The 17,832-nt window shown below is 33.2% G+C and carries 13 protein-coding genes; all 13 read left to right on the top strand.

Annotated features, from left to right (window positions below; translation table 11 throughout):
- Nucleotides 1-178 precede the first annotated feature (178 nt).
- The 13 genes from clpX (at nucleotide 179) to FPB0191_RS09910 (ending at nucleotide 17,425) form a co-directional block, all read left to right on the top strand.
- Nucleotides 179-1,435, top strand: a complete 1,257-nt coding sequence (gene clpX, locus FPB0191_RS09970; RefSeq protein WP_039105760.1) for an ATP-dependent protease ATP-binding subunit ClpX — start codon at nucleotides 179-181, stop codon at nucleotides 1,433-1,435.
- 309 nt (nucleotides 1,436-1,744) lie between these two features.
- Complete coding sequence (gene lon / locus FPB0191_RS09965; protein ID WP_082018307.1) at nucleotides 1,745-4,162, top strand: endopeptidase La; 2,418 nt, start codon at nucleotides 1,745-1,747, stop codon at nucleotides 4,160-4,162.
- Between the two features lie 274 nt (nucleotides 4,163-4,436).
- A complete protein-coding gene (locus tag FPB0191_RS09960; RefSeq protein ID WP_039105757.1) occupies nucleotides 4,437-4,757 on the top strand; it encodes a ComEA family DNA-binding protein in 321 nt (106 codons plus the stop codon).
- A 258-nt stretch (nucleotides 4,758-5,015) separates the two neighbouring features.
- Nucleotides 5,016-6,020 (top strand): aspartate-semialdehyde dehydrogenase, encoded by a 1,005-nt coding sequence (locus tag FPB0191_RS09955; RefSeq protein WP_039105756.1) that lies wholly within the window; start codon nucleotides 5,016-5,018, stop codon nucleotides 6,018-6,020.
- A gap of 15 nt (nucleotides 6,021-6,035) precedes the next feature.
- Complete coding sequence (gene truA, locus FPB0191_RS09950; RefSeq protein ID WP_039105753.1) at nucleotides 6,036-6,815, top strand: tRNA pseudouridine(38-40) synthase TruA; 780 nt, start codon at nucleotides 6,036-6,038, stop codon at nucleotides 6,813-6,815.
- A 180-nt stretch (nucleotides 6,816-6,995) separates the two neighbouring features.
- Nucleotides 6,996-7,895: an acetyl-CoA carboxylase, carboxyltransferase subunit beta gene (accD, locus tag FPB0191_RS09945; RefSeq protein ID WP_039105750.1), complete on the top strand. Its 900-nt coding sequence runs from the start codon at nucleotides 6,996-6,998 to the stop codon at nucleotides 7,893-7,895.
- Between the two features lie 14 nt (nucleotides 7,896-7,909).
- A complete protein-coding gene (folC, locus tag FPB0191_RS09940; RefSeq protein ID WP_052236932.1) occupies nucleotides 7,910-9,208 on the top strand; it encodes a bifunctional tetrahydrofolate synthase/dihydrofolate synthase in 1,299 nt (432 codons plus the stop codon).
- Nucleotides 9,195-9,728, top strand: a complete 534-nt coding sequence (locus FPB0191_RS11795; protein ID WP_052236931.1) for an SPOR domain-containing protein — start codon at nucleotides 9,195-9,197, stop codon at nucleotides 9,726-9,728. Before folC ends, FPB0191_RS11795 begins: the two co-directional genes overlap by 14 nt.
- Nucleotides 9,729-9,767: 39 nt before the next feature.
- Nucleotides 9,768-10,253: a CvpA family protein gene (locus FPB0191_RS09930; RefSeq protein ID WP_039105747.1), complete on the top strand. Its 486-nt coding sequence runs from the start codon at nucleotides 9,768-9,770 to the stop codon at nucleotides 10,251-10,253.
- A gap of 27 nt (nucleotides 10,254-10,280) precedes the next feature.
- The gene (gene purF / locus FPB0191_RS09925; RefSeq protein WP_039105745.1) at nucleotides 10,281-11,795 is read left to right on the top strand and encodes an amidophosphoribosyltransferase; all 1,515 of its coding nucleotides are present in this window, start codon (nucleotides 10,281-10,283) and stop codon (nucleotides 11,793-11,795) included.
- 469 nt (nucleotides 11,796-12,264) lie between these two features.
- The gene (locus FPB0191_RS11790; RefSeq protein WP_052236930.1) at nucleotides 12,265-14,943 is read left to right on the top strand and encodes an inverse autotransporter beta domain-containing protein; all 2,679 of its coding nucleotides are present in this window, start codon (nucleotides 12,265-12,267) and stop codon (nucleotides 14,941-14,943) included.
- Nucleotides 14,944-15,074: 131 nt separating this feature from the next.
- Nucleotides 15,075-16,139 (top strand): hypothetical protein, encoded by a 1,065-nt coding sequence (locus tag FPB0191_RS09915; RefSeq protein ID WP_039105742.1) that lies wholly within the window; start codon nucleotides 15,075-15,077, stop codon nucleotides 16,137-16,139.
- A 194-nt stretch (nucleotides 16,140-16,333) separates the two neighbouring features.
- Nucleotides 16,334-17,425 carry a hypothetical protein gene (locus FPB0191_RS09910; RefSeq protein ID WP_039105741.1) on the top strand — a complete coding sequence of 364 codons (1,092 nt, stop codon included), beginning with the start codon at nucleotides 16,334-16,336 and terminating at the stop codon, nucleotides 17,423-17,425.
- Nucleotides 17,426-17,832: the final 407 nt, after the last annotated feature.

Raw genomic sequence — 17,832 nt, 5'->3', positions numbered from 1 at the left:
AAGTATTTAATGATATTATCACTCCAGCTATTCGGATTTAATATCATTAATGTTATATTGATTTTATACAACGAACAGAAACAAATCGAAATAATCCTATATAAGTTGGAAATGAATCCACAATTTATTTAGATACGATGGTTCAAAGTGAATAAATCAATTTATTTGTAATCAATAGGTGGATGTAGTGAATAAAGAGAATTCAAGTAAATTACTTTATTGTACCTTTTGTGGCAAAAGTCAACATGAGGTAAAAAAGTTAATTGCAGGACCATCTTCAATTTATATTTGTAATGAATGCATTGGGCTATGTAATGATATTCTTTTAGAAGAAACGAGTGACTCATTTATATCAGACCCTAAAATAGAGAAGGCTTTACCAACTCCGCATGAAATTCGTGCTCACTTAGATGAATATGTTATCGGTCAGGAACAAGCGAAAAAGGTTCTATCTGTTGCAGTTTATAATCATTATAAACGCATTAGAGCACCTAAACATGATAGTGGCGTTGAGTTAGGAAAAAGTAATATTCTTCTGATTGGTCCAACCGGTAGTGGTAAAACTCTATTAGCTGAAACACTAGCACGTTTTCTAGATGTACCCTTTGCTATAGCAGATGCAACTACATTAACTGAAGCGGGTTATGTGGGTGAAGATGTTGAAAATATTATTCAAAAATTACTGCAAAATTGTGATTATGATGTTGAGAAGGCAAAACGTGGTATTATTTATGTTGATGAAATTGACAAAATATCGCGTAAATCTGACAACCCTTCTATTACGCGTGATGTTTCTGGAGAGGGTGTCCAGCAAGCATTATTAAAAATTATTGAGGGAACGGTTGCCTCTGTACCGCCAAAAGGTGGACGTAAGCATCCACAACAAGAATTTTTGCAAGTTGATACATCGAAAATTCTATTCATCTGTGGTGGCGCTTTTGCAGGTCTTGATAAAGTTATTGAAAAGAGAGTATCAGTCAATCGAGGAATTGGTTTTAGCGCTGAAGTTGTTGGGCAAAAACAAAAAGCCTCAGAATCAGAATTATTTGCTAAAATTGAACCAGAAGATTTAATAAAATTTGGTCTTATACCTGAATTTATTGGTCGGCTTCCTGTCATTGCAGCTCTTTCTGAATTAGACAAAGATGCTTTAATTAAAATATTAACTGAACCAAAAAATGCATTAACTAAACAGTATAAATTATTATTTGATTTGGAAAATGTTGAATTAGAGTTTACAGAAGAAGCGCTGCAAGCGATTGCTGAAAAGTCTATGAGACGTAAGACCGGTGCTCGAGGCTTAAGATCAATTGTTGAAAATGTATTGTTAGAAACAATGTATGATTTGCCTTCAATGAATAATGTTAAAAAAGTGATCATCAACAAAGATACTATTCAACATTCATCCGTACCAGAAATCATATATAATGATTAATCATCAACCAACACATCAAAATTTATTAGATGTGTTGGTTATTCTCATCAAAACTATAATTTAAACTATAACTTCCTTTTTAGCATTTTTATTTTATTATTGAATAATGATGTTAAAATAATCCATTAATTAAATTTTTTGTCCACATCATTGCCGGTTATAACTGTTTTATGACTTTTGTCTGCTAACGCAATGTTTATATTTAAATTATAACAAGAGGATAAAATGTAATTAAATAAATAGGCTTGAATATTTCTTATTGATCCCAATATAGACATAATATTAAGTAACGCTACTAGAGAGAGTTATATGAGAACAATACAATCAAAACAGATGATACCAGTATTACCTTTAAGAGATGTGGTTGTTTTTCCACATATGGTTATTCCTCTGTTTGTTGGAAGAGAGAAATCAATTCATTGTTTAGAAAAAGCAATGGAAATGGATAAAAAAGTCTTTTTAGTGACGCAAAAAGATCCAACGCAAGATGATCCACAAGAAAGTGATCTTTATACTATTGGGACCATTGCTAATATACTACAACTTTTAAAACTACCCGATGGAACAATTAAAGTTTTAGTTGAAGGTATTGAAAGGGCTAAACTCATAGAAATTTTAGAACAAGATGTTGATGAGTTTTTTATTGGCAATGTAGAAATGGCGACAACAACAACTAATGAAGTTAATGAAGCTTTAATTCGTGTTGTTTTATCAAACTTCGAAGAATATGCCAAACTAAATAAAAAGATTACACAAGAAGTTGTTGATTCTATTCTTCATATCAAAGAACCCGCTCAATTAGCTGATTCTATTGCCGCAACTTTATTTATAAAAGTAACGCAGAAACAGGAAATTTTAGCAAGTTTAGATTTAGAAAAACGTTTTGAATTTCTATTATCTATGATGGAATCAGAAATTGATTTATTACAAGTTGAGAAGAGTATTCGTCAACGCGTTAAAGAACAAATGGAAAAGGCGCAAAAAGAGTATTATCTTAACGAACAAATCAAAGCGATTCATAAAGAATTAGGTGATATAGAAAATAAATCTGACGAATATGAAGAGTTAAAAGTTAAAATTAACAAAGCTAAAATGTCAAAAGAAGCGACTGAAAAAGTCATGGCTGAACTCAATAAACTTAAAATGATGCCAGCTATGTCTGCAGAAGCGACTGTGGTACGAGGTTACATCGATTGGATGTTACAGCTACCATGGCATAAAAAAAGCAAAGTTAAGAAAAGTATTACAGAAGCACAAAAGATACTCGATCGCGATCACTATGGTCTAGAACGAGTTAAAGATCGTATTTTGGAATATTTAGCTGTTCAAACTCGGGTTAATAAAATAAAAGGTCCTATTTTATGTTTAGTAGGACCTCCTGGGGTTGGTAAAACATCATTAGGTCAATCTATTGCTAAAGCAACAGGACGTGAGTATGTTCGTATGGCTTTAGGTGGCGTTAGAGATGAGGCTGAAATTCGTGGTCATCGCCGAACTTATATTGGTTCAATGCCGGGTAAATTAATGCAACGAATGGCAAAAGTTGGTGTTAAAAATCCACTCTTTTTATTAGACGAAATTGATAAAATGTCATCGGATATGCGTGGAGATCCTGCATCAGCACTTTTAGAGGTTCTTGATCCTGAGCAAAATAATGCCTTTAGTGATCACTATCTAGAAGTTGACTATGATTTGTCAAATGTCATGTTTGTTGCTACTGCTAATTCAATGAATATTCCCGGTCCACTTCTTGACCGTATGGAAGTAATTCGATTGTCGGGTTATACAGAAGATGAAAAATTGAATATTGCTAAACAACATCTTGTTTATAAGCAAATTGAAAATAATGGACTTAAACCAAGTGAAATTATCATAGATGATTCAGCTATCATTGGAATTATTCGTTATTATACGCGCGAAGCAGGTGTGCGTAGTTTAGAGCGGGAAATTGCAAAAATTTGCCGTAAGGTTGTTAAACAATTATCTTTAGATAAAAAACTCAAGAAAATCGTAGTAAACCATGACAATTTGAAAAACTACTTAGGTATTCAACGTTTTGATTATGGCAAAATTGATAATGAAAACCGCATTGGACAAGTTAACGGTTTAGCTTGGACTGAAGTCGGCGGGGATTTATTGACTATTGAATCTGTTAGCGTACCGGGTAAAGGTAAACTTACCTATACTGGCTCATTAGGTGATGTAATGCAAGAATCCATCCAGACGGCTTTAACTGTGGTACGTTCACGAGCAGAGAAATTAGGGATTAATCCTGATTTTTATGAGAAACGTGATATTCATGTTCATGTTCCTGATGGTGCGACACCAAAAGATGGCCCGAGTGCGGGAATTGCGATGTGTACTTCTTTAATTTCTACCTTAACAGGTAATCCAGTTAAAGCCGATGTAGCGATGACCGGTGAAATAACATTGAGAGGTCAGGTCTTACCAATCGGTGGGTTAAAAGAGAAGCTCTTAGCAGCTCATCGCGGGGGAATTAAAACAGCAATTATCCCAATTGATAATGTTAAAGATTTAGAGGATATACCTGATAACGTTAAATCTGCGATCGATATTCATCCAGTAAAATGGATTGATGAAGTAATTAATATTGCTTTACAAAATAATCCATTTGGAAGTGAGCCGATTAAGGTGACTAAAACGTCAATAAAACGTTCTAGCAAGAAATCAAAACATGAACAACCCGTTAGTGGAAGTTTGAATTAAGGTTATTTAAAATATCTCAGGTCAGCTTAGCGCTGACCTTTTTATTTGTAATCATTTTTATTTAAGTCAATAATTGTTACTATTTAAACAATTTAAAGATCTTAAAAAGATAAGAAGTTTTTGCTAACAATATCACAACAATTAATAAAACCAATAAAAGTATTAACATAATTAACTAAGCATTTAGTAATCATTACCTAATTACATCCTAGCCTATATTTATTCATGCCATAGTTATCTTCCCCAATTTTGATTAATTTAGGAATTAATAATAATGAAGAAGTTAAGTAAGTATTTTATTGTGGTTACGTTAATCTTTTTAACAACAAATTTCTCTTTGAATGCATTTGCAGAATCAGTAAATCATGGAGATACATCAAACAATCAAATAGAGCAAAATGCTACTGTAAATATTAATACAGCCTCAGTTGAAGAATTAGCACGAAATTTAAATGGAATAGGGCTTAACAAGGCTAAGAAAATAGTTGAATATCGTGATCAATTCGGTCCTTTTGTGACGATTGAGCAACTTAAAGAGGTATCTGGAATTGGTCAATCAATACTTGATAAGAATGTTGGTAAAATATCCTTATAATAAATGAGATATTTCAATTTTGTATTCGCTATTAACTGTTAAGGCTTAATGGCGAATTTGACCATAAATGTGCATTATTCCATTCTTTATTAAGGTGTGTTTAATCTTATGATAGTCTTCTTAAGATATTCATTTGACTTTTATAGATTTATAAATAGTTTAAACATCTTACTTTATATACTTTTATCTCTGTATCTTAACTATAATAGTCAGTATAATCAGCCCCAATTAAGTAAATAATTAATAGGTTAGTAAATTATGTCATCATGGAATATTGCCGTAGTAGGTGCAAGTGGTCAGGTCGGAAGTGCTTTAGTTGAATTATTACAACATAGCACATTATCAATTAATGAAATAGGCTTGATTGGAAGTGATAATAGTGAAGGTGATAATGTTCGGGTTTTAGGTAAAAATATCACTATTAACAATATCAATACTACGGATTGGTCACATTATCATGTCGCTTTTTTTGCCGTTAATCAAACGATCTCACAAAAATATGTCAGAACAGCTGCAGAGTCAGGCTGTATTGTTATAGATGCATCCGGTGCTTTTGCACAAGAAGATAATATCCCATTAATTTTACCAAGAGTTAACGACTATTTACTAGCTGACTTTCGTAATGAAAATATAATTGCTGTAGCGAATCCTATCGTAAGTCAATCTCTAAGAGTTATTTCAACCTTAACTGATATTCAGCAATTAACGCAAGTTCATATAACGAATTTAGTTCCCGCGTCATTTTATGGTAAAAGTAGTGTAGAACAATTAGCGAGTCAAAGTGCTCGTTTACTTAATGGTCTACCAGTAGAGAATGAATTATTTAATAAACAAATGGCATTTAATGTATTGCCAGTGAATAATGAATTAGCTGATGAAATGATTATTGTTGAAGAAATCAGAAAAATAACAGGTGATTATCAATTATCTATTAACGTTGATTCTATATTGGTACCTGTTTTTTATGGACTTACTCAATCATTAACTTTTAGCTCGTCAGTACCTCTCAATATAGATCATCATTATGATAGTAATAAAGCAATACAATATGGTGTAAATTTTATGGAATCGGATTATCCTACACCAGTTACCCAAGTTAATATAGAACAAGAAGGATTGCATAAGATTCACCTAGCAGATGTTCGATACGGATATGGTAGCCCCGACCAAATAAAATGTATAAGTGTGAGCGATAATATTCGCTATTTAGGTGCACAAATTTTATTAGAAACAGCAGAAAAATTGCTTAATGAATATTTATAGTAGAGAGTTTTTGTAATGAAGATTGCATTGGGAATCGAATACGACGGAAGTCAATATTTTGGATGGCAAAAGCAGCAACATGTTGCATCCGTTCAAGAAACTCTAGAAATCGCATTAAGTAAAGTCGCAAATGAACCTATCTCAATATTTTGTGCTGGTCGTACGGATACCGGTGTACATGCTACCGGTCAAGTCATTCATTTTGAGACAACTTCTTCGCGTAAAATAACAGCGTGGACTTTAGGTGTGAATGCAAACTTACCGACTAATATCGCTGTAAAATGGGCAAAACAAGTAGATGAGGATTTTCATGCTAGATTTAGTGCCTTAGCTCGTCGATATCGTTATATCATTTATAATTACCCTTATCGTCAGGCTATTTTAAATAAAGGTGTGAGTCACTATTATCCTGATTTAGATGAAAACAAGATGCATAATGCAGCGCAGATTCTGTTGGGAGAAAATGATTTTAGTGCCTTTAGAGCCTCACATTGTCAGTCTTTATCGCCTAATAGAAATGTACATCATATTAAGGTCAGCCGGCAAAATCGTTATATTATTATTGATATTCAAGCCAATGCATTTGTTCATCATATGGTTAGAAATATTGTCGGGAGTCTTATTGAAGTTGGATATGGAAATCAACCAGAAGAATGGATAAGATTTTTGTTATCTTCAAAAGATCGAACCTTAGCTGGAGCAACGGCGAAGTCTGATGGGCTATATTTAGTTGATGTGATTTATCCAGAGAGTTATCAATTACCAAAATCACCGTTAGGTCCCTTATTTTTATAAAGATTTTAATTAATTAGCGTATAATATACTGATATTAGATTATGTTCAAAAATTAAACCAATTTTAAAATATTTATTAAGTATGTGAATAAAATAATATACAATAACCAATATTCTAAAATTAAAGTAAATAATTTAATGTGCGATCTCTGCACTTTGATAGACAACTAGAAGGTTAATAATGAGTTGGATTGAAAAGATTCTTAATAAGAATAATATCTCGTCAAATCATAAAAAAGCGAATATTCCGGGCGGGGTTTGGACTAAATGCCCTAGCTGTGAACAAATTATTTATCAAGCAGAACTTGAGAGAAATTTAGAAGTTTGTCCAAAATGCGATCATCATATGCGAATTCCCGCTCGAGTGCGTTTATATCGTTTTCTCGATGAAGGTTCTGATGTTGAACTTGGTACTGATTTAGAGCCTAAAGATATTCTTAAGTTTAAAGATTCAAAAAAATATAAAGATCGTTTAACTGCCGCGCAAAAAGAAACGCATGAAAAAGATGCAATGATTGCTATGAAGGGAACTTTATTTGGTATTCCTGTAGTAACCGCTGCTTTTGAATTCTCCTTTATTGGTGGTTCAATGTCATCAGTAGTCGGTGCGATGTTCGTTCGAGCGGCTGAGCAAGCTATTGAAGACAAATGCCCACTAATTTGTTTTTCCACTAGTGGTGGTGCGCGTATGCAAGAAGCGCTGTTTTCATTAATGCAGATGGCTAAAACAAGTGCGATTTTGGCCAAAATGCAAGACCTAGGTTTACCTTTTATTTCAGTAATGACAGATCCTACAATGGGCGGAGTATCTGCAAGTCTTGCCATGTTAGGAGATATTAATATTGCTGAGCCAAAGGCATTAATTGGTTTTGCAGGTCCCCGAGTCATTGAACAAACAGTACGTGAAACGCTTCCTACTGGTTTTCAACGCAGTGAGTTCTTACTAGAAAAAGGTGCACTAGATCTTATTGTTCATCGTAAAGAGATGCGTGAAAAGATAGCGAGTATTTTAGCTAAATTATTGAAAATGCCTGATCCTTTTAGTGCATTGTCAGTAGATGAAATTATAAGTCAAAATTAAATATAGATATTATCATGAATACGGCAACTTCGGACAAACCAAATGTTCAAGCAAGTTTAAAAACTTGGCTTAGATATTTAGAGCATATTCACCCAACAACAATAGAGCTGGGGCTTGAAAGAGTAAGTTTAGTTGCACAACGTTTAGATATTTTAAAACCTGCTCCATTTGTGTTTACCGTAGCCGGTACCAATGGTAAAGGAACGACATGCCGTACTCTTGAAATGATATTATTATCTGCGGGTTATCGTGTTGGTGTCTATAGTTCACCTCATCTATTACGTTATACTGAACGTGTTCGCATTAATAATCAAGAATTGCCTGATATTGAGCATATAAAGGCGTTTGATCAAATTGAACATGCTCGTCAGGATATTTCGTTAAGTTATTTTGAGTACTCAACTTTAGCAGCCCTATTAATGTTTAAACAAGCTAATCTTGATATAGTAATACTTGAAGTTGGCTTAGGTGGTCGATTAGATGCGACAAATATTGTAAATGCTGATGTGGCGGTCATAACATCTATTGCACTAGATCATACTGATTTTTTGGGGAATACAAGGGAAAGTATTGGATACGAAAAAGCAGGGATCTTTAAACAACATTGTACTGCTATTGTAGGGGAACCAGACACACCATCATCAATTATAAAGTATGCTAAAGAGAAACAGGTTCAGCTACATTGTTGTCAACCGAATAAAGGCGGAGATTGGCAATATAAACTAGTGAACCATCAATCTTGGAACTTTAAATCTCTAAAAGATACTTATGAGAATTTACCAGTACCGCAAATTCCATTAGCCAATGCCGCAACGGCATTAGCAGCAATAAGCTACTCAAAATTAGATGTTAGTATAAATAGTATCCATCAGGGTTTAGCCATCACACAATTAACAGGTAGATTTCAAATTATTAGTGAAAATCCGTTAATCATTATTGATGTCGCTCATAATCCTCATGCTGCCAAATATTTAAATAGCCAGCTTCAGAAAGTAATTCAAAATCGGAATAATATAAAAAAAGTACGTATCGTCATTGGTATGTTAAAAGATAAGGATATTAAATCGACTATCGCGGCTCTAAAAGCTGATTGTTGGTATTGTGCCTCGTTATATGGAGAACGCGGTGCAACAGCTGAAGAAATTGCCGTTAACATAAACCCGTCTGTGACAACCATATTGACATTTCCATCCGTAAAAGCCGCATGGGAACAAGCAAAAACTGATGCTGATGAAAATGATATTATTGTGGTATGTGGTTCGTTCTATACTGTATCAGACATACTTGGGATAGCTAAAAATGATGAGCAATAAAACAAGAAATCGATTGATTGGTGTTGTATCCGTCATATTGATTTGTTTAATCATTTCACCTTATATTATTACTGATAAAACTAAAAAAGTAGAAACCACAATTCCTTTATTTCCTCCAACAGATAGTATTAGAGAAGATAATACACAACAGTCACAGCTTGAAACTCAATATAATAATCAAAATAATATTGATAACGCTATCTATAATAACAATCAAGTTGATAATCAGAATCAACAAGAACAAATCAATAGATATGAAGTCAATACCAATATTAATTCGTCTAATGATAAAAATTATATAATACAATTAGTAGCGCTCAAAAATAAGCAGAAAATTGATGAGCTAACAGCACTATTACGATTAAATAATTATGATGTCTATACTATTCCACAAGTTGTTAAAGATGGTCAGATCACTCGACTTATGGTAGGTAATTATCAAACTCGTGAACAGGCTGAATTGGTAATAATTGACTTAGAAAATTTAACAAAACTCAAAGGTTATATTGCATTAAAATAACAATAATATTGCAATTCTAATTAAGGATATAAATTGGTTATGAATTGGATAGATATTGCTATTCTCGGTATTATTGGTTTTTCAGCTTTATTAAGTATATTTCGTGGATTTGTTAATGAGGCATTATCATTATTAAGTTGGATTAGTGCATTTTTTGTTGCTAGCCAATTTTATTATTATATTACCGATTATTTTACTTATTTTAGCGATGAATTTATTAGGAATGCTGCAGCTATCATAGTGCTCTTTATTGCAACACTGATCGTTTGCGGTATGGTACGTTACATAGTTTGTGAGATTGTTCAGCGAATAGGCCTATCAAGTATTGATCGTATATTAGGTATATGCTTCGGTATTATTCGAGGAGTATTGATTGTTTCTGCTGTTTTATTCTGTTGCGATACCTTTACGTCGTTTTCAGAGAATCCAGTTTGGAAGAGTTCAATATTAATTCCACATTTCGAATATTTAATACATTGGTTCTTCGATATATTTCAAAATACAACTTCTTTTTTAACGCAATGATTATAATAACTTTTAGGGAGTAGGTTTATGTGTGGTATTGTTGGGATTGTTAGTTTTAGTCCAGTAAATCAATCAATTTATGATGCACTTACAGTACTACAACATCGTGGCCAAGATGCAGCGGGAATTGTCACGATTGATCAAAATAACTATTTTAGATTGCGTAAGGCAAATGGTTTAGTACAAGATGTGTTTCAGTTACAGCATATGCAACGTTTACAAGGAAATATTGGTATAGGGCATGTGCGTTATCCAACAGCTGGCAGTGCCAGTGTATCTGAAGCACAGCCATTTTATGTTAATGCTCCGTATGGTATAACATTGGCTCATAATGGCAACTTAACTAACACCCAAGAATTGAGGGATTCAATTTTACACAAAGTTCGACGCCATGTTAATACTCATTCTGATTCTGAAGTGTTATTAAATATTCTTGCTAGCGAGTTAGATAAATTTTCTACTTACCGACTGACACCAGATAACATTTTTTCTGCCATTAAACAAGTTAATAAAACCGTGAAAGGGGCTTATGCTTGTGTAGCGATGATTATTGATCATGGATTAATTGCTTTTAGAGATCCAAATGGTATTAGGCCATTAGTTATTGGTAAACGTATTGTTGATGGTCGTACGGAGTATATGGTTGCTTCTGAAAGTGTCGCCTTGGACACGCTTGATTTTGAATTAATGCGCGATGTAGAACCTGGAGAAGCAATTTATATTACTTGTGATGGTCAATTACACACACAGCAATGTGCTGATGAAATCAAATTTAGACCTTGTATTTTTGAATATGTCTATTTTGCCCGTCCTGATTCCCTAATGAATGGTGTTTCTGTTTATCAATCGAGAATTTTAATGGGGCAAAAACTAGGTCAAAAAATTGCCAAAGAATGGCATAATTTAGATATTGATGTGGTTATTCCGATCCCTGAAACTTCTTGTGATGCTGCTTTGGAAATAGCCAGAATATTAAATAAACCCTATCGGCAAGGATTTGTTAAAAATCGTTATGTTGGACGAACATTTATTATGCCGGGTCAATCAACTCGTCGCCGTTCTGTTCGACGAAAACTCAATGCTAACCGAATTGAATTTGAAGGTAAAAATGTTTTATTAGTCGATGATTCAATCGTGCGAGGCACTACATCCCAAGAAATTATTGAAATGGTGCGATCAGTTGGTGCTAATAAAGTCTATTTAGCTTCGGCCGCTCCAGAAATTCGGTTCCCAAATGTTTATGGCATTGATATGCCTGTGGCAAATGAACTGATTGCTCATAATCGAACAGTAGATGAAATTGCGCAGCAAATTGGTGTTGATAAACTCATATTCCAGAATCTACATGATTTAATTGAAGCTGTTAAAGAAGGTAACCCAACTATTACTGATTTTGAATGTTCAGTATTTGATGGTGATTATATAACAGGGGATATTACTCAATCCTATTTATCCTATCTTAGTTTGAGTAGAAGTAATACAGATTTAATATTACCTAACAAAGAAATAGAAAATTTAGAAATACATAATGTAGGTCAATAATACATTATTTGCCATCATATTAAATTCAGATTGGATGGGTATGTCATCATATATTGATATACCCACATAACATTCTTAAAACCCCCTTGAATTGATTAAAATTCATTTCAATAAGTCAATAAAATTTTTCCTATTCCAATAATAGCAGTTCACTATTTAATCAATTGTAAAGTTACTTAACTGATTATTTTAGTAAAAAAATAATCTTAAAAAATGTAAATAATATGTTAATAAACCTTAACAATAGGCTTTTTTATGACAAAAAAGTCATTTATTTTTTATTAGATAAGTGTTTGATAATGCATCAAAAAATATAATAATATGATAAAAATCAGTCACGTTTTAACAAAATAGTAATTGATTGTTTGGGTAAATTATTATAAATTTAACGCAAATTTTATAGAATTTTCTTATTTTTTTGATAAAACGCATAATTATAATAAAATATGAGCAATTTTAAGGGTTTACCATGATAAAGAGGTGTTTAAATTTAACTACAGTTGCAACACTTGTAATAGCGACTTTAAGTTATAATTTCACTTATGCTCAAATAAGTGCTAATTCTTCAACAAAAAATTATAACTCTAAAAACACTAACGATGATGTTCGTATTTTTATTAATAATCAGCAACGAAGTTTGTATCAGATAGCGCTGTTAAGTGGTATTTCCATTATGGAATTACGGGAACTTAACAAAGGTGATTATGATAATATTGATGTCGTCAAAGTTGGTGACAGCATTGTTCTACCTGCTAATTCACCACTTTTACCAGCTCTTACAAATGTAGAAGATATCAAAGAAGAAAATAAATATAACCTTCCAAGTTTAGGTTCTACTGATGTAGTTGATTCAAATGTAAGTGATAGCGATGTATTAGAAACTCATTTAGCAAATACATTGCAATTTTTAGGTCAACAAGATTGGGAAAATATGTCTTCTCGCAAAATAAAAGAAGACTTACAATCAAGCACACGAGATTACGCAGAAAACTATGTGCGTAGCCAAGTTCATAATCAGGTTATCGATCCAATTCAAAATGCAGCACAAGATTTTTTAAGCCTATTTGGTACAGCCCAATTATCTTTTGATGTGAGTGATCAGGCAAGGCTTAATAATGTGAATGTAAAATTATTTAGCCCTTGGTACGATTCAGATAACACGTTGATTTTTTCACAATTAACATATCAACAATATGAACACGATCGCCGCATTGGTAACTTCGGTATTGGTCAACGATGGGATGTTGCCGATAAAAGTTGGTTGTTAGGTTACAACGTATTTTTTGATCATGATTTTAAACGTAATCATAATCGATTAGGTTTTGGCTTAGAAGCGTGGTCTGATTATATGAAATTTGCCGCTAACTACTATATGCCATTATCTGATTGGAAAAATTCTAAAGATTTTGATAATTATTTAGAAAGAGCTGCAAGAGGATTTGATGTTCGTTTCCAAGGCTATTTACCGTCTTACCCACATTTGGGTGCATCCTTAATGTTTGAGCAATATTTTGGTAAGAAAGTTGCTTTATTCGGTAAAGATCGTCTGCAAAAAGATCCATATGCTGTAACGATAGGAATAGATTATACACCGGTTCCTTTATTCACTATCAAGGGTGAACATAAGCAAGGTCAAGATTCCAAAAAACAAGCTAAAGTAGAGATGACGATGAATTATCGTATCGGCGTACCGTTAAAAGATCAGTTAGATCCAGATATGGTACAAGTCGCTCGATCACTTAAAGGTAGTCGATATGATTTAGTGGATCGTAATAACTTTATTGTGTTGGAATATAAAGAAAAGAAATTTAGTGTTGATCTAGCTTCATTAGGTGAATTTGAAGAAGGGACAATAGTTCCTTTATCAATAGCCGTACACCATGCTAAAGATGGTGTTACTATATCTCCATCCTCTTGGAATAAATTAAGTGGAGCACTTGACTTAAATGCATTATTTAATGGTGGTGATATTTGTTATAATCGAATAGGCAATGGAGCTTGTCAAACAGGTAACAGTGCCAGAGAGATTACCGTTAAAGATACCAATAATTGGTCGATTCTTGTGCCACCGTTTTTAAATAACAATGGTCAGCGCAATCCTGTTTCATCAACTACTAAAAATAGTGGTCGTTACGAATTTGATATTACCGTGACTGATGGTAAAGGAAAAACCGCACAATCTAATACTACTTGGTTATCGATTAAACCTTCAACATCTCGTAGAACGGTTCAGATAGTCAATATTTCAGATGTGGATGGAACAGGTCAACATATCGGTTCAAGTGCAACGACCCCAGTTCTAAACGATGGTAATGAGCTTGTAAAATTAGAAGTAACATTGTTTGATAATCAATTAGGATCTGGATTTAATGACTCTAATATCTTTAATAATTACCCAAATTCTTTTGATATAGATAAAATTAATCAATTCTGGTCTGCTGTAACAGAAGCTGACAATAAAAAAGTTAAATTTATTGATGGTTCAGCAAATAATGCGCAGTGTCCAGTAAATGAAGATTGTTTATTAGTTAAGTCCGTTAAAGCAGTAAGTGGTTCTCCAGATAAATATCAACTTGAAATTGCAACAACTTCTGTATTGAATCGCGTTAATTTCACTACCAATATGGCGCCTTATGGCTCTGCTACTTTACCAATATATTTTGGTGACAGTAATAACAATGCTTCTTGGTTAGCTGTTTTTAACCAGGATACGGGTGTTATGGTGGCTTATGGCAAACTAAGTAAAGATACTAATTCGATAATAGTTACGCCTGACGCATCTAATCCGTTCATTGTCGATTCAACTTATGAAGCAAGGGCATATAATATTAAACCTACGGAAGTCGGTGCTAACGTTATTAATGCTCAATTTGCTTGGTCTTTGGTTGGCGATAATAAAATAGCATGTCCAGTTCCGAATAATACTGTATTAGATGACTTTAATACCAAACCGAATGGTCCATGGTTTAATGTTAGTACCGATAATACTTACACTATTAAAGGCTTAGCAAATGGTAAAGTAAGTCTTGCGAGTAATGGTTCGGCTGGATTAGCGTTTAATAAACCTTGGGGTGTATCTCATCCACCGCTTTCAAAACAAGCATGCGCAGGCGATCAAGGATTCAAATTACAGGTTACAATTTATTAATAGAGGGAAATTATTTGGGCTTAACTAAGTTTATATTAAATGTGTAGACTTAGTTATAAAACGGACACCACTTTGTGGTGTATTTATATAAATACAACACATTATGTTGAGATAATTGGGAAATTAAACATATGAAGAAATTAACGTTAAAACAAGTTGCTTTAGGCTTATTGATAGCTGGATATAGCATAAGTGGCGCTTATGCCGCTGATACGGTATCGACTAAAACGGATTTTATCCTAGGTCATGCACCTTTAGTCAATACTACTTCGAAACCACAGAGTTTTAGCCAGAACAGTGTTGATATTAAAGTACTTAATGCTTCCAGTATTCAGATTGCTGATGGTGACGTGGTAAAAAATGGTTATACGATTCAACTAACCTATAAACTTGCCGACCAAGATGGAGATACTGACCCAGACCTAGCAACCGCAAAAACTGTAAAGTTTGCTTATACGAAGCGCAATACAACCGATTATACATGGGTAGAAGCTCTAAACCCTACGACTGGTGCCAATGGTGAGGTAACTGTTTCATGGACAATTCCTGCCGCGGCAATAGGTTCTAAAATTTATTATGCTATTATACCTAAGACGAAGTATGGTAATCCAAATCAGTCAACAAAGGAAGTTTACGGTAACGTATTTAAAAAGACTGATGCAGGTTCTCGAGAAGTGACTCAGACTGGTACAAATATTCCTAATGACGGTGTAGATTCTGGTACTGGTGGTGGTCTGGGACCAGATGTACCAGGTGATGGTACGATTAGACCAAATGAAGATACATTTGCTATCACAATTCATGAAGCAACCATCAATAATGGTGCGGTTGCTATGAATACTGAACTTAGTGCATCATCTAAGCCAGAAGTAGGTAAAACATATGCAGCAAAAGTTACTTTAAATCAAGGTAGCATTCAGGATATTACTACACAGTTCAAATATACATGGTCATTAGTTGATTTTGACGGAAACAAAATTGGCGATCCTAGTTTAACATCTCAACCGGTAGATAATGTTCAGGCGTCAACAGTGAACTATCAAGATGATGTTTCCAGTTCTGCACAAGCTGTAACAAATATTGCCTATACCATACCAGTTAATGATCAAGTGAAAAAAGCTGACGGTAGTGCTGTAACCGGCTTATTTGCAGGGGCGCAAGGATACAAACTTCAGGTTGTAGCCGAAGCTCTGTAAGTAACCTTAATTTAACAAGATATTCACCTTGTTAGATAATTAGTTTATACTAAAAGAAACATCAGAATATGATGTTTCTTTTAATTAAATTGAAAGTTTTGATGGATAAAAAGCATTCATAAAATTATTACTATTATTATTGAGAAATATATTTTAATAACAAAAATAATCATTAAAAAGGAAGTGTTCATTATATGAAATATATAAAAATAAAAAAAATAGCTTTTGGAATGCTTTTCGTTAATTATTTCTTTAATATAGCGTCAGCTGATAACAATGTTAAATTAATAACCAATCACATCAAAGGACGAGCCCCAGTTGTTTTTGCCCCTTCGATTGTTTCCGGTGAAATTGCAAAAAATTATGAAAAAAGTGTAGATATTGCAGTTTATACTAACGATGGAAATGAGTTAGCTAAAAATAAGCGTCCAAAAGTTGGTGATACAGTAGAACTTTCATATTATTTACATGACGATGACGGTGATAACGATCGATTTCCTTTTTATACTGCGGCTAGTGTAATGTTTGGTTATAAAAATGGAGATAAAATAACTTGGGAGAAATCTGAGAAAATTATTCCAGTAGCGAATTATCCAAGAAAGATTAGTGTTCAATGGAATATACCACAAGGTTCAGTGGGGAGTCGTTTAGCTTATCGAATTACACCAATAGCATTGTATGGTGATCCTAGAATTGGCGATACATTAGTTGGATTGATTGACTCAAGTAGTGATCCAAAGCTCTTTACCGATCCTAACGATCCGGAAATATCTTCATTTCCTGAAAAAAATGAAGGGACAGGTGGGGGAAAATCAATACAAGATAGTACCGTTAAAGATATTGATGAAGGTTCAAAAATTATGCTTTATCACGCAACACTTGAGAATGGTCAAATAACTGTTGGTAATCAATTCGGTGACAACGATATTCCTAAAGTATCGAACTATTATGTGGTAAAAGTAGTAGATGAAAATAATGTAGATATTACCGCTAAATACAACTATGTATGGTCTTTAGTTGATCAATCTTACGGTGCTATTGGAGCAAATAAAGCAGAAGAAGATGTGATCAATCTTGTTACTGAAGATATTGATGTGAGTGGTTATCAAAATAGAATATGTGATATTGTTTATAAAATCCCTGTGAATAGCAAGCTGAAAAGTAAAAATAGTGTTGGTTGGCTAAATCGTAGTGCAGGTGCCCAAGGTTACCATTTGAAAGTTGAGGCTACTTATAAAGGGAATGGGTCAGCACAGTGTCCTTATCAAGGACAATCGAATAATTAAGTGATTTCTTCAAAAGAGAGAAAGGTTTAAACTAAATTATTGATGTGTATAAATGTTAAAAAATAGGATTACTTTCTATTGTAATCGTTTAAAAAATTTAATTTGTTCTGTTGTAAATATAATTTCTTTTATACACATCTATTCATTCCTCTTATCTATATTTGTATTAGTGAGAATTTTTGCACTATAAATAGTTTCAATAAATTCTCTCAAGTAACTAGTTATCTTAATTAAATATCAACTAAAAATCATAATAAATCCCGTATTAAATAACGTTAATTATCATTATTAATAAAGGTCTCTTACAGAATGACGATACAATCAATAAATATGATGATAGTTGTGATGCTATTTATTGACCAATTATTTTCACACAATTACTAAACTTCCGCGCCAAGCAGATATCA

Source organism: Frischella perrara (genome assembly GCF_000807275.1).
In the GTDB taxonomy this organism is placed as follows: Bacteria; Pseudomonadota; Gammaproteobacteria; order Enterobacterales; family Orbaceae; genus Frischella; species Frischella perrara.
This window is presented reverse-complemented; position numbering and strand designations above follow the sequence as displayed.